The organism is Methylophaga sp. (assembly GCF_009711715.1).
In the GTDB taxonomy this organism is placed as follows: Bacteria; Pseudomonadota; Gammaproteobacteria; order Nitrosococcales; family Methylophagaceae; genus Methylophaga.
This window is the reverse complement of sequence record NZ_VENF01000014.1, coordinates 52035-70178: the sequence shown is the minus strand read 5'-3', so window position 1 is coordinate 70178 and position 18144 is coordinate 52035. Positions and strand designations below refer to the sequence as shown.

The window sequence follows — 18144 nt, the reverse complement described above, 5'->3', positions numbered from 1 at the left end:
CTAGCTTACTTGTTTAATCGGAATGTAGTTTTCTTTGTACTTGGCCGCATGCTCTGCCCAGGGATCGGTCTGCGCATTTTCCTGCGATTCATAAAAACGCTGGGCCAGACGTTTACGGTTGGTTTCATCCTCCACCACCAGCGCCTGCACATGTTTCAGACCGACACGCTCAATCCACGGGGCGGTACGCTCCAGATAATGGCCTTCCTCCCGGTAGAGCTGCATATAGGCCGCGATATATTCCATCGCCTCTTCTTCGGTAGCGACTTTACACAGGAAGTCGGTAGCCCGCACTTTGATGCCGCCATTACCGCCGACATGCAGTTCATAACCGGAATCCACACACACCACGCCGATATCCTTAATCGTTGCCTCGGCACAGTTACGCGGACAACCGGAAACAGCAATCTTGAATTTATGCGGCGTCCAGCTGCCCCAGGTCATTTTCTCGACCTTGATACCGAGCCCGGTCGAGTCCTGGGTACCGAAACGGCACCACTCACTGCCCACGCAGGTTTTAACAGTGCGTAGCGATTTACCATAGGCATGACCGGAAACAAAACCGGCATCACTCAAATCGGCCCACATTTTAGGCAGATCATCTTTTTTCACCCCCAGCAGGTCGATACGCTGACCTCCGGTGATTTTAACGGTAGGTACTTTGTATTTTTCAGAGATATCGGCAATGGCGCGCAGCTCTCTCGGATTAGTCACACCGCCCCAGATCCGCGGCACAACCGAATAGGTACCATCTTTCTGAATATTCGCGTGCACCCGCTCGTTGATAAAGCGTGACTGCGGATCATCCTGGTATTCCCTTGGCCAGGAGCTCAGCATGTAATAGTTCAGTGCCGGACGGCAGGAATGACAGCCATCCGGATTTTTCCATTCCAGCGCTTCAATCAGCTGAGGAATATTCTTCAGTTCCTGCGCTTTGATCGCGGTTTTGACTTCATCATGAGACAGGTCGGTACAACCGCACATCGCTTTTTTGCTTGGCGTATCATTAAAATCACTGCCCAGGGTCGAAGCCAGAATCTGTTCCACCAGACCGGCACAGGAACCGCAGGAGGCCGAGGCCTTGGTATGGGCTTTAACCTCATCCAGCGTGTAGAGATTATGCTGGGAAATCGCCTTGGTAATATCCCCTTTACAGACCCCGTTACAGCCGCAGATTTCAGCATCATCCGGTAAGTTGTCTGTTGAGTTGGCAGCACCATGACCGGAATCACCAATATGATGCTGGCCGAACAGCATGTTTTCGCGGATGTCGGAAATAGCAGTACCGTCTTTCATCAACTGGAAGTACCAGGTGCCATCAACCGTGTCCCCATAAAGCACGACACCAATCAGGCGATCATCGCGAATCACCAGTTTCTTGTAGACATGACGGGCCGCATCTTTAAACACCAGATCTTCGGTTTCGTCATCACCGTTGAAATCACCGGCTGAGAACAGGTCGATACCGGTCACTTTCAGCTTGGTTGAAGTTACGGTACTGATGTAGCGGGCGATCCCCATTTGGGCAAGGTGATTGGCACAGACCTTGGCCTGTTCGAACAGTGGCGCCACCAGACCGAAAGTCTGGCTACGGTGCTGCACACATTCGCCGACAGCATAGATGGTCGGATCGAAAGTCTGCATGGTGTCATCGACGACAATACCGCGCTCACAGTGAATACCGGCCGATTGCGCCAGTTCGATATTGGGTCGGATACCGACCGCCATCACCACCAGATCGGCATCGATTTCAGAACCGTCCTTGAAGTGGACTTTTTCAACCCGATCTTCACCGCTGATGGATTCAGTAGCATGGCTCATCAGGAAATTCAGGCCTTTGCTCTTGAGTTCCTGCAGCATCAGTTCAGAAGCCGCATTATCAAGCTGCTGGTTCATCAGCGTTTCACTGATATGCACCACGGTCACAGCCATGCCCTGGAGCATCAGACCATTAGCTGCTTCCAGCCCCAGCAAACCACCACCAATCACCACCGCTTTTTTGTGGGTCCTGGAGGTTTCCAGCATGGTATCCACGTCTTTGATATCGCGGAAACTGATGACGCCGGGCAAATCTGCCCCGGGAACGGGCAACATAAACGGACGCGAACCGGTTGCCAGCAATAGTCGGTCATAGGATTCGACGGTCCCATCGTCAGCGATGACCTGGCGTTTGACGCGGTCGATCCGGGTGACTTTTTTGCCCGAATGCAGGGCGACATTATTCTCTTCGTACCATTGCAGATCATTAATCATGATCTCGTTAATGGTTTTCTCGCCCGCCAGCACAGGCGACAGCATAATACGGTTGTAATTACCGTAAGGTTCTTCGCCGAAGACGGTAATGTCATACTTATCGGGCGCGAGCTTGAGCAGTTCCTCCAAGGTTCGCATGCCTGCCATGCCATTACCAATCAGCACTAATTTCTCTTTCATGGATCTCTCCGGTATTAACTGAGTGTTAATATCGCAATCACCATGCCAACTTATAAGCTATTGAAATTGTTGAATATGGTAGTTTTTGAGAGCCCTTAATTGGTGCGGTAAATACTTATTTACGCACCAAAATAAAACATCCATGCACCAGTTGGTGTCGTGGATAAATTGTACTCACTATTGGTCACATCCCTGTGACAATAGATGATATTAATTAAGGTGCGGCATTCCAGACGTGCGATTGCAGTTGCCATTCCCCAGCTTCATTTTGTTCCAGCACCGTGACCAGCACGCCACCAAAGCTGACTGGCTGCTGCTCGGCATCCACGCCTTCGGCCTGCCAGTATCCAATCTGCGTGATTTGCTTATCCGCAGCAATAATATCGACCGTTTCGATCTGATGGTTATGAACACCGTTATCGATAAAACCTGAAAACAAATTTCTGATGGCTTCATGGCCTTCCAGCAAGCTGCCGTTGCCCGGAGATACCGTTGCATCAGTCTCATACAAGGCCACCAGCTCATTCAGCTTGCCCTGATTCAAAGCCTGATTCCATTGCTGGTTGGCGTTGCTGACAATGCTTGCCGGGCTGTCAGCCATGACCGCACCACTCAGCGTTAACGCTGCCATCGTTACAAATACCTGTTTCATATGATTTCTCCTTTATTTAATTAGGAAACTAATTATTAAATTAAAAATGACTCAGTCGAACACCTGAGCCTGCTGACTTAATTTCATCAAAATCTGCATCAGCATGTCACCTTCTTCGTTTGTCAGCACAGTCATTAATTGTCTGACCCGTCGATAGTATTCCGGCATCACCTCATCCAGTTTCGACTGGCCTTTGTGAGTCAGCTTGACCAGGGTCTGCCTGCGATCCCTGGGTGACACCATGCGGGTCACCAACTTGTCACGCTGAAGACCATCAATCAGCCCGGTCATCGTAGCACGGCTGACACCCGCCTTTTCTGCGAGCTTGGACGGACTGGAACTGCCATCATCCTCACGCATCAGCAGGACCAGCACCCACCAGCGCCCCTGTAATAAAGCATGTGCGCCCAGATAACGATCCAGGCCATTAGAAAGGTCGGTGGCGACACGCAGAAAAGTCAGAAATTGAATCACCCTGTCGACATCCGCATCAGGGTAGCGATCTGCAAACTTCTTCAGAATGTGTGCATCCGGTAAGTCTTTGAGCTCTAGCATAGTCAGATTATAGTTAGCTTCCTAATTAATTTCAAACTGCGATGATTTATCACATTCAGTTTCAGTTAATTTAGGCTTCAGCTTGATTTAAGTCCAGCACCCTAGCATGGGAAGCGTTCATCAACAAAGGAGACTGAACATGAAATTACTGAGTGCCATTACCCTGACTAGCGTTTTGACGGTGATGTTTTTATCTGCCTCGGTGAAGGCAGATGACGACGATCTGCGTGAAATGAAAACCTTGTCTGAAGGGCTGGGACTGATATCGCTGGAAGAAGCCAAGGCCAAGGCTCTGGAAGCGAAACCTGGCGTGATTGAAGATGCCGATCTGGATGATCGTGATATGTCGAAAGGCTGGGATTATGAGTTTGAAATCGTCGATGTCGATGGCAATGAATGGGAAGTCTATATCGATGCCAAGACCGGCGAGGTGCGCAAAATCGAAAAAGACTGGTTCTAGTCCAGACCTACACCTGCAGGTGCACCGTCACCTGCAGGCCTCCCCATTGCTGAGAGCGCTGGAATGACAGCGTACCAGCGTAGCTTTCCACAATATCATGAACGATAGCCAGACCCAGACCACTGCCGGGTTTGGACTCATCGGCGCGAAAACCGCGTTGGCTCAACACAGACAAGTCTGCTTCATCGCAGCCGGGGCCGTCATCTTCCACAGCCAGTGCCAGCCCATCCCCAGTCATACGGATATTAAGCATCACCTTTTGCTGACACCACTTGCAGGCATTATCGAGCAGATTGCCCAGTAATTCGAGTAAGTCTTCACGATCGCCATTAAAACGGACATTTTCAGCCATATGCGCGTCGATAGTCAGTGCTTTATCACGATAAATCCGCTGCAATGTTTCAAGCAGCTGGTTTACCAGCTCTGTCAAATCAATCCCTTTGCCGGGCAGGGTGACGCCGGCGACACGTGCCCGCTTCAATTCCCGGTCAATGATTTGCTGAATATCACTGGTCTGCTGATAGACAGCGATACGCATTTGTTTTGGGTCGGGTGGCGGCTCCGTTTCAACAATCTGGTTGATCAGTGTCAGCTGCGTTTTAAGTCGATGTGCCAGATTCCCCAACGCCTGACGTGAGCGGCGGGTTTTGCTGACCATACTCTGCATCAGCCGGTTCAACTCGACCAGCAATGGCCTTATCTCATCAGGGGCGTTTTCATCGATTTGTTCAATCTTCCCTTGTCCCAACTGTTCAAGCTGACGCCGCGCTTTACTGAGCGGTTTCAGTGCCTGCCGGACCAGACCAGCCTGAAACAGCAGCAAAACAACAAAACCGGTGGCAGACAAAAGCGTGAAAACAAATTGAAAATGCTGTTTGTCTTCCAGCATCCAGGCAATATCTTCGGCGACAGTGATAGTCAGGCTTTTATCCTGCTTCAGATAGCTTGCCGACACCGCCAGTAAGGGCTGATTCTGGGGACCGGTCTGATAATGTACCCGGCGCTCACCGACTGCAACCGGTCGGGTTTTCAAATTAAAGTCCCACAATGAGCGGGAATACAGTTGCTGCTCGGCTGACTCAATAATGAAGTAAAGGCCGGAAAAGCTGCGTTTGTAATTGCTACTGAGTCGCTCACTGTCCAGGGTTAACTGTCCGTCAGGACCAACTGTCAGATTGGCAAGCAGGCTCTCAGTCTCTTCCTCCAGCCGGGTGATCACCTGTTTTTCAATCAAGCGGTCAAAAGTCAAAGTCAGCCAGAGCCACTGACCGACCAGCAACAGCGCCAGAACCAGGGTCAGGCCAATGGCCAGCCGGCTGCGAATCGAGGTCATCGGCCTTCCCGGCCGAAAATATAACCCTGGCCGCGTCGGGTCTGGATCAGTCCCTGTCCCAGTTTGTGTCGCAGACGATTGATATAGACCTCAATTACATTGCTGTCCTTGTCACTGTCGAGCTGATATACGTGTTCAGTCAGTGTGGTTTTGGATAAGAGTTTGCCCGGATTGAGCATAAAGTAACGCAGTAATTTAAATTCTGTGCCGGTTAAACTGAATTTATCGCCATTGCTGAGGCTGACACTCTGATCGGCCTCATCCAGTGATAAGTCACCATAAGTCAGCGATCCGGGCTTTAGACCCGCATAACGACGCAGAACGGCATTGATTCTGACCAGTAATTCTTCGATTTGAAAAGGTTTGGCAAGATAATCGTCAGCACCGGCTTTGAAACCCAGCACCTTGTCTTCCCAGGCGTCGCGGGCAGTCAGAATAATGACCGGGGTCAGGTTGTCACGCTCACGCCAGTTTCTGAGCACATCAAGGCCGGCCTGACCGGGCAGCCCCAGATCCAGCACAATCAGATCATAGGGCTCAATATCCCCCATCGCCTCAGCATCAATACCGTCGGTCGACAGATCGGTGGCATAACCGGCGCGATTCAATGCCGCCTGAAGTTTCGGCCCCAGACCCGGGTCGTCCTCGACCAGCAGCAGGCGCATGAACTAATCCTCGCTTTCCAGTTCGATCAGTTCCGCTGTGCTGGCATCCAGCTCGAGTTCCCAGACCTGGCCGCGATCATCCAGAATTTCCAGTTCATAAATATAACGACCGTCCTCTTCATCCAGTTCCGTTTCCAGGATTTGGCCGGATTTAACGGCCATGGCCGACTGGATTACCTGTTCCAGGGGCAGAATATCACCGCGCTGTTTCAGCATCCGCGCGCGATCAGCATCTTCATCGGCTTGAAGGTTATGGCACGGCAGGATGAACAGCATCAGCAAGCCGACCAGGGAGAGAGACGAATTAAAGGGTTTCATATCGGTTCTGCCAGACTTCATTAATCACCGACAGTGTAATGCTGATGGCTTAATCCAAGATGAAAAATAAGGAGTGTCTGTCAGCGCAAAGTAAAGATTCGGACAACCTCGCCATTTTTGAAAATAACATGGGTGGCTTTACTGTCAGCGGTGCTGTACATCCATTTTTCAAACAGATCATGACCTTCTTCATCACCCAGCGCGGGTCTTTTGTGCTTGCTGATATAGGAAGGCTCCCAGGCCTGACCGCAGGTCGATTTGATCTGTTGCGGACTCATTCCAAGCGTAATCGCCTGTGTGCCACATGGCAGACTGGATAAATCGGCACTCCCTGCCAGCACCGCTGAGCTGAACATGCCGGCCAGGGTCATGAATACTTTTGATGTCAGTCGCATGAGCGTCTCTCCTCGTGGTGATGGATGCGACAATAGCATGATTTAAAAATAGTTTCTAAACCTGCTTACTGTCTTTCGCTAGAGCTAGGAGTAACGGTTAGGTTAAAGCCGGTCCATACGGAACCGCGTCCCACTTTTCCTTTCATTTTATGCGCTCCGTATAACACCGGTCAGACCAAGCTAATTCTCGCTGACAATATGCAAAAAGTGCATATGTTTCTCATACTGAATCAGCACATCATCAATTACCTGTTCTTGATTGTAACCATACAGGTCATAATGCTGACTACCCTCGGCAAGATAAACCTCGGCACGGAAGTAGCGTTTACTCTCATCGGTTATAGGGTCAAACTCCGGGAAAGCAAAACTCGGGATCAGATGCCCCACCGCATGAACGCCATAAATAAAGTCATCTTCACCATCATAGATAACTTTCAACTCAATATAATCCTCTTTATCATTGATTTCGACGTTGACACCACCATGTCGGATTTCTTCAGCCACCTCCGACAGGGACGGCTTGATTATCTGCTGTAAAAAACGCGATATTTCGGTCTTGTTGGGATGGCTGCTGAGATTTTTCAGCCGTTGTTTCCAACTGACCCGACGCCCAGTACTGACTGGGGTCTGGGGTACCCCCAGCACCTGACGTTTAATACCTTCCATTCTCAGTCCCTTATACAAGCCGTAACAGATCACCAACATGACCATCACAAACGGCAAAGCCCCGGCAATCGCCGCGGTTTGCAGTGCCGCCAGTCCACCGGCCAGGAGTAGCACTGAAGCCACCAGCCCTTCAGTCACGGCCCAGAAGATTCGTTGCCATACTGGTGGCTTGGGATGCCCGCCTGAGGTGATGGTATCAATCACCAGTGACCCGGAGTCCGAAGAGGTCACGAAGAAAGTCACCACCAGCAGCGTTGCTACACCAGATGAGATCATGCTCAGCGGCATTTGTTCGAACATGGTGAAAATCGCAATCGGTACATTTTCAGCTACCGCACCGGTAATAACGCCAGACAACTCGCCGAGTTCCATATGAAGTGCCGTGCCGCCGAAGAAGGTCATCCACATGAAGGTAAATCCCACCGGCACGAACAGCACCCCCAGCACGAATTCACGTATAGTCCGGCCGCGGGATACCCGGGCGATAAACATACCGACAAAAGGTGACCAAGCAATCCACCAGCCCCAGTAAAACAGGGTCCAGCCACCGATCCAGCTATTAGGTTCGTAGGCATAGAGATTAAAAGTCATGTCGACCACTTCACTCAGATACTGGCCGGTGTTCTGAACCAGTGACTGCAGCAGGAACAAGGTTGGTCCCGCCAGCAGCACAAACAGCAGTAACAACACAGCCAACCCCAGGTTAAGCACCGATAACCGCTTGATCCCCGCATCAAGACCCGCAACCACGGAAACCGTGGCCAACAGGGTAATCAGTGCGATAAGTCCGATCTGCAGCGGCACCGACACCGGCAGATCAAATAAGTAGTTGAGCCCGGCATTGATTTGCAGCACACCCAGCCCCAGAGAGGTAGCAATACCGAACATGGTTCCAAGGACTGCAAAAATATCCACCATATGGCCGATAGGGCCGTAGATACGCTCACCTATCAGCGGATACAGGGCGGAACGAATAGTTAAGGGTAAATTGTGTCTGAAACCGAAGTAGGCAAGTGACAGACCTACTACAGCGTAAATCGCCCAGGCGTGCAGCCCCCAGTGGAAAAAAGTGATGGACATGGCATGACGCGCGGCTTCAACGGTACCGGCCTCTCCCACCGGCGGGCTGGCAAAATGCATGATGGGTTCAGCGACACCGTAAAACAGCAGACCAATACCCATCCCGGCACTGAACAGCATCGCGAACCAAGAGGTGTAACCGTAATCCGGTTCAGAATGGTCGGGACCCAGTTTAATCGCACCATAAGAACTGATAGCGAGACCGAGACTGAAAATCAGAAAAACGCCCACCGCCAATAGATAGAACCAGCCGAAGGACTCGACAATCCAGCCCTGAACATGGGTAAATAGTTCTGCAGCAAAATCGGAGAAACTGACGGCAAATATCACCAAGGCGAGGATCAGAATCGCCGAGCCAAAAAATACCGGCGGATTGATTTCGACCTTGCTTGCCGGCTGGGTGTTTTGCTGTGTTGGTTCGCTCATAGCTTGCTCACTCTGCTGCTTTTTTTATTGTGTTCAGAAGTAATAACCGAAATTGATATTAAATCGGGTTTGCCAATCGTCATCCTGATTCACGCCCAGCCTGTCACCAAAAGCAGCGTCGCCACCAATGAACTCATTGCCGTTAGACGCACTCAGGTCTGTGTAGATATACCAGTTGTCCTTGCCCCAGGCAGCACCCAGCGTTGCCAGCTCACTGTCATTGAAGCTGCTTTCCTGTTTCACAACGGTGCTGTACTCAATATAGGGAATCACGTAATCGAGCCAGGCGATCTGCTTGGTTTCCAGATAATAGTTGAGCGAAATCGCCGGGACCCAGGCCTCGGCCGCTGCGGTGCTGGGGAAATCATACGCCCCCATCTGAACCAGCTTGTCAGTGCCCAGCGGCTGTCTGGAATCCACATCAAAACGGTAGTAAGTGACCTGGCTTGCCAGCGTGAACTGTCCCCACTTGTTCACCATATGCAGGGAGGCCGCATAACGGTCACCATCATCCTGCACTCCGCGGCTTTCAAGCTGGCCGTATTGCAGTGATAGACCCAGATCAGTTGTCACATTATTAATTGAAAACTGGTAAATGCCTCTGAGGTTAAATTGATGCCGCTCCTCGTAACCGTCATCACTCTCGTTGACGACATCGTAGGAGTAACGGGCACTGTCATGCGAGGCACCAATATAATTGCCTTCATCTGCGATGTAATAGGCAAGATCCCATTTCCAGTTGCCCGTTTCATGGTGATATTTGGCCCCCAGATCCATATCATCAGCCAGCCCCAGGTAGTAATGCTGATCAAAAAACCAACTCTGTGACACACCATAGGGTCCGGGACCGAACGGCACCCGGTTCACACCAAACTGAAGTTGCCGTTTGTCATCAAACTGATAGCCCAGCCAGCCTGTGTGCAGAAAGTTATAACCGTTGTACCAGCGGTATTCGACTTTGCCGATGTAAGGGCCATCCGCGTAGTCCAGATTGAGTCGGAAAGTATCGAGATTGAAATTGCCGCCATCTTCAAACGAACGGGAAGCACCGTCCATTTCGGGGTAATCACCAATAGCATAATTCGCCCGCATTGCACCGCCGACACGCAGGGGTCCAAAGCGAATTTCCGCAGGTTCTTTCTCAACCGCCTGTTCCGCCTCGGCAATACGTTCTTCTCTGTCCTCCCTGGCCTCGGCAATCGTTTCTTCTGCCTGGGCGAGTTTATCTTCTGCCGCCGCTTTCTGTTTCTGCGTTGCTTCGAGTTTTTGCTGCGTTTGTCTGAGTTCCGCTTCCAGGCGCTCAATTCTGGCCTGCAATTGCGTTATTTCGTCATCTGATACCGGCTGAGCCTGCACGGTGACAACGGTCACCGACATCAGTGTCAGCAACATACTGATGAAAAGAGCATGTTTGGCGTGTCTGAACATTAGGCTCCATCCTGCTTTCGATGTGACTTGCTGTCATACAGCGTAGGGCGATGCTCCGGGCCTGACTGGCGGGGAGTGTATACCGACCTTACCAGAGAAACTGCTTGGGTCCAACTTAATCGAGTTCGACCAGTGCCGTCACCGGCAGGTGATCTGAGGCTTTTCTGGCCAGCGCCGAGCGGTGTGCTGCAACAGCGATAAGATGGCGACGCGGCTGCACCCAGATACGATCCAGGGTCAGGACTGGCCAGGTCGAGGGGAAACTTCGGCAGGCAGGCGTGGTGTCAAAATAACGGTGCAGCCAGCGCAACGGCCTTCCCCACAGAAACCATTCATTGAGATCGCCCATGAGTACGGTGGTATCGGCCTGCTGCTGCTCGAATTCAGCCAGGATATTTTTGACCTGATGACGACGCTCCACCGGTTTCAGGCCGAGATGCGTGGCATAGACCAGCAAACGATGACCCTGGTAATCGAATTGAACCTGCAGCGCGCCCCGTGGTTCATGTGGCTCGAGACTGAGGTCGATCAACCGGTGCGATACTATCGGCAAGCGTGACAGGATCGCATTACCGTAATCTCGGGATTCCCGCAGCATCGTAGGCCCGGCCAGCGCGGTCATATTCGTCTGCTGAGCCAGAAAATCGAGCAGATCCAGATCATTCACCCGGTGATGTTCTACCTCCTGCAGCGCAATGATATCGGCATCGACTTCACGGACAACCTCGGCTATCCGGAAAGGATCAAAATGGCCATCAGTGCCCACCGCAGCATGGATATTGTAGCTCGCCAGTTTGAGCCGAATCACGGTGTATCGCTTTCCTCCTCAGCCTGTTTACGGTTCAGCAACATTTTCAGTCCCAACATCACACTGAACACTATCAATACTATTGTAATAAACAGGCCAATCTGAGCCGGATCGGGTTCCTGAACCGTCCTTACCAGTGAATCAGCGAACACCGTAATACCCAGTATGCCGGGCAGCATGCCCAATACCGTGCCGATAATAAAATCCCTGACTTTAATATGCGAAGCGCCCGCCACTAAATTAATCACTGCAAAAGGTGCCACCGGAATAATCCGCACGGTCACTACCGCCAAGGTCCCATGGTGCGCCAGACGACGGCTGAGTTTATTCAAACTGGAACCCGCCAGTTTCTGCACACTACTGCGGCCTAGGTAATGCCCCACCCCATAGCCCAGCAGCGCGCTGAGCACAGAACCGGTGAGCGAATAGAAACTGCCCCAGACCGGACCAAAAGTCAGAGCAGCAGTCACGATAAGCAGGGTCACCGGAAACGCCAGTAAGCCAGCAATACTGAACACGGCCACCACGATCAATGGCGTCAGTGGATAGGACTCAATCGCCTGGGCTGTCACTTTCAGTGTTTCCGGATTGAGGTAATCACTGAGCGGCGTCCAGCGCCAGATCACGGTCAGCACGATCACAGCCAGCAAAACAGCGAAAATCTTCCACCAATGACTGCGGGCAGACTTGGGTTGATCGACAGGAATAAACATCTGCGCCATTTGCTCCGGGTCAAGCGGCCGCTCAGGATCAACAACCGCTGATGACGGCAGAACCTGCTCTGCAAACTCGGCAACCTGACAATCGAGAAACCGCAGTGTTCTGGGCCTGTCCCGGCAATCGTCGATCAAGCCTACCAAAGACCCGGACTGGGACAGTGACTGACGCAGCGTTTCCCTGTCCATACCCAGATGCTCAGATAACAGGCGCTCCCGGAAGGCACTGATCTGTGCCTTTTCCTTATCAGTAGACGCCTCAATCACCATATCGCATTCACTGTCCAGCCCCATTGAGCGGTTGCTCAGGTTAGCTGAACCGATCCGCAGCAGCTTGTCGTCAATGATAGTGACTTTCGCGTGCACACTGATGTAAGTATCCCCCAGGTCAGCTTGATGCGGGTAACAAATGCGAAGACGTTTATGTATGTCAGCCTCTCTCAGACGACAGGCGACGCGGTATCGCAGGACATCCATAGTCACCTGCTCGAGCCAGCCACCGGTCATCAAAGGCAGCACCAGAACGATATCGGGGCCTTCTTGTTTTTGCAGGCTTTGGGCCAGCAAATCAGCCACTTTCCAGGACGTGAAATACTGATTTTCAATGTAAATCAGTTTTTCGGCAGCGGGAATAGTGTCAATAAAAAGCTGTTCGACCTCACGGACTTCATGGTTGGTCTGATATTGCGGCAGCGTACGGGATATACCGACTGCAATATCTTCAAACCAGCTGTCGACACCGCTGGGCCAGGCTGAGTCCTGTCTTGCCGGTGGCGCATTTAATGTTTCACCGGTCGCCCGCCACCAGCGTTCGCGTGCCAATTCGGCCAGGGCCCTGGCGGCTTCGCCGGAAACCAGCATCTGAACATCGTGAAACGGCGGATAAGCTTGCTTGTCTGGGTTAATACGGCGTGGATCATCAGGCGCATGAGCAGAACTGTCCCAGCGGTTCTTACCCAGATCAAAGCCGCCGGAGAAAGCGATATCATCATCAATGACAACCACTTTCTGGTGCTGGGATGCCCCAACCGGGCATTCGCCATCGAGTTTGAAATGCAAACGTGAGCGGGACTTCCAGACCGGCTTATACATCGGCAGCCATTCGCGCTCCAGTGTATAGACCATCGCCCAGTCCCAGTTCAGGATGTAGATATTCAGTTCAGGCCGACGTTTGAGTAATGCACTGATGAACGCGCCGAGTTCCGCAGGCCAGTCGCCAGGGTCATCATCGCCCCGGATCAGTCGCATCCGACTGTCAATATCCCAGGCCAGGATATAGACACTGTGGCGGGCGTTTTGCAGCGCACGATGTATTGCAGCATAGTAATCTTCACCGTCAATCAACAGTGCGACCCTGTCCGCATGCACTGTCTGCCAGCAGTTGTATCCGGGCTGTAATAAAGTCTTATCAGTCACGTCAACATCCTGTTTCAATTAGACCGGCCGAGGCCGAAGAGCGTTGAAACAGCTCAAAGGGCTGATCAGTTTGTTTGATAGCTTATCTCAAGCTGCTTATTCTTCTCCAGTTGCCGTCGCGGCAACCAGACTGTGACCGTAGTACCGGCGTCAGGTTCACTGTCGATGCTGATCTGGCCATCATGATGCTGAATAATTTCTCTGACTATCGCCATACCCAGGCCAGTGCCGGGTATCTGACCACTAGTATCTGCACGGTAAAAGCGGTCAAAAACATGCTCAAGATCCTCCTCACTCATTCCCATACCCTGATCTTCCAAACGCAGGATAAAGCCCGGCTCATCCTCTCTGGCTTCAACACCGACAAAAAGTGAGATGGGCGTGGCTTGCGGTGAGTATTTGATGGCATTGCTCAACAGGTTTTCGACCACCTGCTCGATCTTGTCGGCATCACAATACAGGCTGAAATTATCATTGGTAATGACATAATCGAGATGACGGCTTCGCAGCTCCAGCTCCATTTCTTTCAATACATTGTCAATCAGCTGCGACAAATCATAATGATCAAACTTGAATGCCCCACCAGCCCGGGACTCAATTCTTGCCAGATCCAGCAAATCATCAATAATGTTTGATAAACGCCGGGTCTGGCTGTAGATAACGCCGAGCATCTCCTCCTGCCGCCTCGCATCAAAATGGGCTTTGATCAACAGCTCGGTATAACCAAAGATATTAGCCAGCGGCGTTCTCAGTTCATGTGCCGCGGTACTGAGAAATTCGGTTTTCATACGGTCCACTTCATGGGCGTCAGTCACATCCCGAAAGTACATAATCGAGCCGACAGTATTACTGCTGTTATCAAAACAGACCGTGCGTTCAAACACCCTTTGCGGATGAGCAGTGAGGATAAACGCATCAACATGAAGCTGCCCCTGCTGGGGCTGCGTCAAATCAAATACCGGTTTCAGCCTGTCCGGCTCAGCTGAGTTTGCCAGCAGCTGTTTTTCAAAACTTTCACAGGAAAAACCGGCTTCTACATCCACCAGTCCGGCGAACAAGGCCTGAAAACCGGGGTTACTCTCCATCAGCTCCCCTTTTTTGTTGAAGAAGGCCATGGGGTCCGGAATCAGTCTGAGCATCTCGGCACGGGTGGCGGAAACGCTCCGAAGCGTCCGGTTAATCCGGCTGATTTCAGTGATGTCCCGGAATACCCAGACCAGCAGGTTGCCCTGCACAGTGTCTATGTGAGAACAGGTTAATGAAAACTCCTGTTCGCCCACTTGTACCATGACATCGAAATTCACTTCATCGAGGCTGATACGCGACACCAGAAACTGGCGCATATTGGCATTATCGACAACGTCTTCCAGCAAGCTAACCAGTGACTCTCCCTCTTCAACCGAACGCGACATGAGACGATTGAAGACCGGATTACTGTAACGGATAGCGTCGAAGGTATCGGTGACCACAATACCCACCGGCAGCGAGCTGATTAGCTCATTAAGAAATTTGTCATGACTGGCCAGTTCAGACGTCCGTGCTGCGACTTCTGCCCGTAATTTTTGAGGCTGTATACTCAAACGATAGGCCGTCAGCGCCAGTAGTCCGGCAGAAAACACTATCCAGCTGAGCCAGACCGGCTTGATGTAATCGACCGGTGCCGTACTGATCTGGAGTTGCCAGTCGCCGTCGGGTAAGTCCATGTAATGGTTGAGACTCAGGGCCTCATCAGCGGGCATTGTGGTGCTGAAAAAGGTCTGTTCACTGCCATTGGTCAGGGTTCTGTTAAGCGCAATACTGTACTGGCTCAACTGCATCAGGTTGCTCTGGCGCAGAATCGCATTCATCGGTGCCATCGCGGTGATCAGGCCCCAGAAGGTGTGTTCACCCGGATGAAAAACCGGATAGTGGATCAACAGCATCTGCTCGCCTGGAATCAGAGACCAGGACTTCGACACCACCGGGCCATCGCTCATCGCACGGAGAATGCTGTCACGTTCCAGCCCCTGCATCAGGTCAACGCCGAGTAAAGGCTCCCCTGCCCCGGGATAGGCATGGCTGACCTCACCGGCGGGGGCCAGAGCGATTATCACACCCGTGCGTTGAAACGAATGCTGAACGTCCAGCGCCAACGAGGGAAAAGCCGTTGTGAATTTTTCCGGCCCCAGTAGTTGAAACTGGGCATGCAGGATTTGCGGAATGGATCTCATAACGTGCACTTCACGCTCAAAGGCGGTCGCAAACAGGTAGGCGGTCTGATGCAATTGCTCCTGCTTACTGAAGCGCGCTTCATCCGCCCTCCCTATCATCAGATAAAGCCCTGTTAACACAGCGACAATAAATGTGGCAAAGGCGATTAGCCTGGGATAGAGCCTGGTTAAATCGGCAACCACTGTTAGCTGTTCTCTTTGTATTTCCGTCTTTAAACGTATGACTTGCCTGTCTGCAGCGTACAGAAACAGACTAACAGTCTTCGCTGTTGTCGAAGTCCAGTTCGATATCGAGTTTTTCCATTAATTCCGAAGGGCTGAAGGGTTTGACCACATAATCATCGGCACCGGCTTCCAGCCCCAGTTGCACATCTTTTTGCTGACCCTTGGCTGACAGCATGATAATCCTGATTCCGTCCAGCGACTCATCAGCACGAATTGTCCGGCATAATGCCAGTCCATCCTGTTCACCGGGCATCATCACATCAAGCAGCACGATATCCGGTTTATGCTGCTTCAGCATCGCCAGCCCTGTCTCGGCATTATCCGCTTCCAGTAACTGCCAGTAGCTGAACTCCAGTGTCAGACTGATCAGCATCCGCAGTTCCGTATTGTCATCCACGACCAGGATTTTACGTTTCTTCGTCAAAACTCCCTCACCTGTTGCATCCATCCCTGAAAGCTAAACATACACTGACTTCCGGCAAAACCAAAGCTGATTGAATTCAGCTTCAGTGATGCCTGTTTGGACGTGCTGACCAGGTTCAGTTGACAGCGGTAAAAGCCTGCTCCAGATCAGCGATGATGTCGTCAATATGCTCAATACCGATACACAAACGCAGCATTTCCGGAGTGACACCGGCTGAAACCAGTTCATGCGGTTCCAGTTGACGGTGCGTGGTTGAAGCCGGATGACAGGCTAGGGTTTTGGTATCACCGATATTGACCAGACGTTTGATCATTTTGAGCGCGTCATAAAACTTCACGCCGGCCTCAAAGCCGCCTTTGATGCCGAAGGTCAAAATTGAAGAAGGCTTGCCGTTAAAGTACTTCTGCGCCAGCGCGTGGTATTTATCACCCTCCAGACCGGCGTAGTTAACCCACTCCACTTTGGTATGCTGAGACAGATAACGGGCGACGGCCAGGGCATTATCGCAATGCCGCTCCATTCTTAACGGCAGGGTTTCTATCCCCTGCAACAGCAGGAAGGCATTGAGCGGTGATAATGCCGAACCAGTATTTCTCAGGGGAACAGTGCGCGCTCTGGCGATAAAAGCCGCTTCGGCAAACTGCTCGGTATAGACCACGCCATGATAGGCCGGCTCCGGCTGATTCAGGACCGCAAAGCGTTCTTTGTGCTCAGTCCACGGGAAACGGCCGGAATCCACAATAATGCCCCCCAGCGTGGTGCCATGACCGCCCATGTACTTGGTCAGCGAGTGCACCACAATATCGGCGCCATGCTCAATCGGATTAAATAAAGCCGGGGTGGCTACGGTGTTATCGACAATCACCGGCACTCCGGCTTTATGCGCCATCTCTGCGATGGCCGCCATATCCACAATATTACCGGCCGGATTACCAATCGATTCACAGAATACCGCTTTGGTTTTGTCATCGATCAGTTTGGCCATATCTTCGGCTTTGTCAGACTCGGCAAAGCGAACATCAATGCCCAGTTTAGGCAACATATGAGCAAATAAGGTGTAGGTACCACCATAGAGTTGGGGTGTCGTGATGATGTTATCGCCCGCTTCGGCAATCGTCAGAATGGCATAGTTTATCGCCGCACTGCCCGCCGAGGTTGCCAGGGCCGCAATCCCGCCTTCCAGGGCGGCAACACGCTTTTCAAGCACATCCCAGGTCGGGTTCATAATCCGGCTGTAGATATTGCCGGGTACATCCAGATTAAATAAGTCGGCACCGTGCTGAGCGTTATCGAATTCATAAGCCACTGTCTGGTAAATGGGGACAGCGCAGGATTTGGTAACCGGATCGGTCTCGTAACCTTCGTGGACACAGAGAGTTTCTTTATGCATGCTGAACCGCCTTTTTATTGTGATTAATTCAATGAATTTAAACACGAAGATTTCAGATCAGGCAATGCTATTCGTCTGTAAGACGTTAACCGGCAATGGGATCATCACCCGCGATAAGTTCAATGCGGTCTGGAGCAGGAATAAATGAGGCTGGCGGCTGAATTATATGGAGGGGTGCTGAACAGCAAAACCTGAAATCAGGTTTGAGTGTGAACTGGCATGGTTTGCATGGATACTGGAGCGGGAAACGAGATTCGAACTCGCGACCCCAACCTTGGCAAGGTTGTGCTCTACCAACTGAGCTATTCCCGCTAAGCAGTAATTAATTGGAGGCTGGGGTCGGAATCGAACCGGCGTACACGGAGTTGCAGTCCGCTGCATAACCACTCTGCCACCCAGCCGGGGGCAATACTAAAAAGCCGCAGTAGTGACTGGGACTGACCGCGGCTTTTTTAAATTCTGGAGCGGGAAACGAGATTCGAACTCGCGACCCCAACCTTGGCAAGGTTGTGCTCTACCAGCTGAGCTATTCCCGCTGAGGAAG

The 18144-nt window shown here is 51.7% G+C and carries 15 protein-coding genes and 3 tRNA genes; 1 reads left to right on the top strand and 17 read right to left on the bottom strand.

Annotated features, from left to right (window positions below):
• The 3 genes from nirB to FH755_RS11130 all read right to left on the bottom strand — a co-directional run bounded on the left by nirB (nucleotide 1) and on the right by FH755_RS11130 (nucleotide 3640).
• Complete coding sequence (gene nirB, locus FH755_RS11140) at nucleotides 1-2433, bottom strand: nitrite reductase large subunit NirB (RefSeq protein WP_292441192.1); 2433 nt, start codon at nucleotides 2431-2433, stop codon at nucleotides 1-3.
• A 214-nt stretch (nucleotides 2434-2647) separates the two neighbouring features.
• The gene (locus tag FH755_RS11135; RefSeq protein WP_292441191.1) at nucleotides 2648-3085 is read right to left on the bottom strand and encodes a DUF4440 domain-containing protein; all 438 of its coding nucleotides are present in this window, start codon (nucleotides 3083-3085) and stop codon (nucleotides 2648-2650) included.
• Between the two features lie 51 nt (nucleotides 3086-3136).
• Complete coding sequence (locus FH755_RS11130) at nucleotides 3137-3640, bottom strand: MarR family transcriptional regulator (RefSeq protein WP_292441190.1); 504 nt, start codon at nucleotides 3638-3640, stop codon at nucleotides 3137-3139.
• A gap of 139 nt (nucleotides 3641-3779) precedes the next feature.
• Between FH755_RS11130 and FH755_RS11125 the strand changes: the two genes are divergently transcribed.
• Nucleotides 3780-4100 carry a PepSY domain-containing protein gene (locus FH755_RS11125; RefSeq protein ID WP_292441189.1) on the top strand — a complete coding sequence of 107 codons (321 nt, stop codon included), beginning with the start codon at nucleotides 3780-3782 and terminating at the stop codon, nucleotides 4098-4100.
• A gap of 7 nt (nucleotides 4101-4107) precedes the next feature.
• Here FH755_RS11125 and FH755_RS11120 read toward each other — a convergent pair whose 3' ends face one another.
• The 14 genes from FH755_RS11120 to FH755_RS11055 all read right to left on the bottom strand — a co-directional run bounded on the left by FH755_RS11120 (nucleotide 4108) and on the right by FH755_RS11055 (nucleotide 18136).
• Nucleotides 4108-5433 (bottom strand): sensor histidine kinase, encoded by a 1326-nt coding sequence (locus FH755_RS11120; RefSeq protein ID WP_292441188.1) that lies wholly within the window; start codon nucleotides 5431-5433, stop codon nucleotides 4108-4110.
• Nucleotides 5430-6098, bottom strand: a complete 669-nt coding sequence (locus FH755_RS11115) for a response regulator transcription factor (protein ID WP_292441187.1) — start codon at nucleotides 6096-6098, stop codon at nucleotides 5430-5432. Before FH755_RS11115 ends, FH755_RS11120 begins: the two co-directional genes overlap by 4 nt.
• A gap of 3 nt (nucleotides 6099-6101) precedes the next feature.
• The gene (locus tag FH755_RS11110; RefSeq protein ID WP_292441186.1) at nucleotides 6102-6437 is read right to left on the bottom strand and encodes a PepSY domain-containing protein; all 336 of its coding nucleotides are present in this window, start codon (nucleotides 6435-6437) and stop codon (nucleotides 6102-6104) included.
• A gap of 59 nt (nucleotides 6438-6496) precedes the next feature.
• Nucleotides 6497-6811 carry a DUF2845 domain-containing protein gene (locus FH755_RS11105; RefSeq protein WP_292441185.1) on the bottom strand — a complete coding sequence of 105 codons (315 nt, stop codon included), beginning with the start codon at nucleotides 6809-6811 and terminating at the stop codon, nucleotides 6497-6499.
• Between the two features lie 180 nt (nucleotides 6812-6991).
• A complete protein-coding gene (betT, locus tag FH755_RS11100) occupies nucleotides 6992-8983 on the bottom strand; it encodes a choline BCCT transporter BetT (RefSeq protein ID WP_292441184.1) in 1992 nt (663 codons plus the stop codon).
• Between the two features lie 33 nt (nucleotides 8984-9016).
• Nucleotides 9017-10411, bottom strand: a complete 1395-nt coding sequence (locus tag FH755_RS11095) for a hypothetical protein (protein WP_292441183.1) — start codon at nucleotides 10409-10411, stop codon at nucleotides 9017-9019.
• A 115-nt stretch (nucleotides 10412-10526) separates the two neighbouring features.
• Complete coding sequence (locus FH755_RS11090) at nucleotides 10527-11219, bottom strand: endonuclease/exonuclease/phosphatase family protein (protein ID WP_292441182.1); 693 nt, start codon at nucleotides 11217-11219, stop codon at nucleotides 10527-10529.
• The gene (locus FH755_RS11085; protein ID WP_292441181.1) at nucleotides 11216-13351 is read right to left on the bottom strand and encodes a VTT domain-containing protein; all 2136 of its coding nucleotides are present in this window, start codon (nucleotides 13349-13351) and stop codon (nucleotides 11216-11218) included. Before FH755_RS11085 ends, FH755_RS11090 begins: the two co-directional genes overlap by 4 nt.
• Nucleotides 13352-13416: 65 nt before the next feature.
• Nucleotides 13417-15744: an ATP-binding protein gene (locus FH755_RS11080; RefSeq protein WP_292441180.1), complete on the bottom strand. Its 2328-nt coding sequence runs from the start codon at nucleotides 15742-15744 to the stop codon at nucleotides 13417-13419.
• 70 nt (nucleotides 15745-15814) lie between these two features.
• Nucleotides 15815-16210, bottom strand: coding sequence for a response regulator (locus FH755_RS11075; protein ID WP_292441179.1), 396 nt, complete (start codon nucleotides 16208-16210; stop codon nucleotides 15815-15817).
• A gap of 115 nt (nucleotides 16211-16325) precedes the next feature.
• A complete protein-coding gene (locus FH755_RS11070; protein ID WP_292441178.1) occupies nucleotides 16326-17600 on the bottom strand; it encodes an O-acetylhomoserine aminocarboxypropyltransferase/cysteine synthase family protein in 1275 nt (424 codons plus the stop codon).
• Nucleotides 17601-17836: 236 nt separating this feature from the next.
• Nucleotides 17837-17912: transfer RNA gene (locus FH755_RS11065), tRNA-Gly, on the bottom strand.
• 15 nt (nucleotides 17913-17927) lie between these two features.
• Nucleotides 17928-18001: transfer RNA gene (locus FH755_RS11060), tRNA-Cys, on the bottom strand.
• A 59-nt stretch (nucleotides 18002-18060) separates the two neighbouring features.
• A tRNA-Gly gene (locus tag FH755_RS11055) sits at nucleotides 18061-18136 on the bottom strand.
• Nucleotides 18137-18144: the final 8 nt, after the last annotated feature.

Coding starts and splice junctions, on each gene's coding strand:
- FH755_RS11095 (WP_292441183.1), bottom strand. CDS start 10,411: ATGTTCAGACACGCCAAACATGCTCTTTTCATCAGTATGTTGCTGACA.
- FH755_RS11115 (WP_292441187.1), bottom strand. CDS start 6,098: ATGCGCCTGCTGCTGGTCGAGGACGACCCGGGTCTGGGGCCGAAACTT.
- FH755_RS11105 (WP_292441185.1), bottom strand. CDS start 6,811: ATGCGACTGACATCAAAAGTATTCATGACCCTGGCCGGCATGTTCAGC.
- FH755_RS11110 (WP_292441186.1), bottom strand. CDS start 6,437: ATGAAGTCTGGCAGAACCGATATGAAACCCTTTAATTCGTCTCTCTCC.
- FH755_RS11125 (WP_292441189.1), top strand. CDS start 3,780: ATGAAATTACTGAGTGCCATTACCCTGACTAGCGTTTTGACGGTGATG.
- FH755_RS11135 (WP_292441191.1), bottom strand. CDS start 3,085: ATGAAACAGGTATTTGTAACGATGGCAGCGTTAACGCTGAGTGGTGCG.
- FH755_RS11120 (WP_292441188.1), bottom strand. CDS start 5,433: ATGACCTCGATTCGCAGCCGGCTGGCCATTGGCCTGACCCTGGTTCTG.
- betT (WP_292441184.1), bottom strand. CDS start 8,983: ATGAGCGAACCAACACAGCAAAACACCCAGCCGGCAAGCAAGGTCGAA.
- nirB (WP_292441192.1), bottom strand. CDS start 2,433: ATGAAAGAGAAATTAGTGCTGATTGGTAATGGCATGGCAGGCATGCGA.
- FH755_RS11070 (WP_292441178.1), bottom strand. CDS start 17,600: ATGCATAAAGAAACTCTCTGTGTCCACGAAGGTTACGAGACCGATCCG.
- FH755_RS11130 (WP_292441190.1), bottom strand. CDS start 3,640: ATGCTAGAGCTCAAAGACTTACCGGATGCACACATTCTGAAGAAGTTT.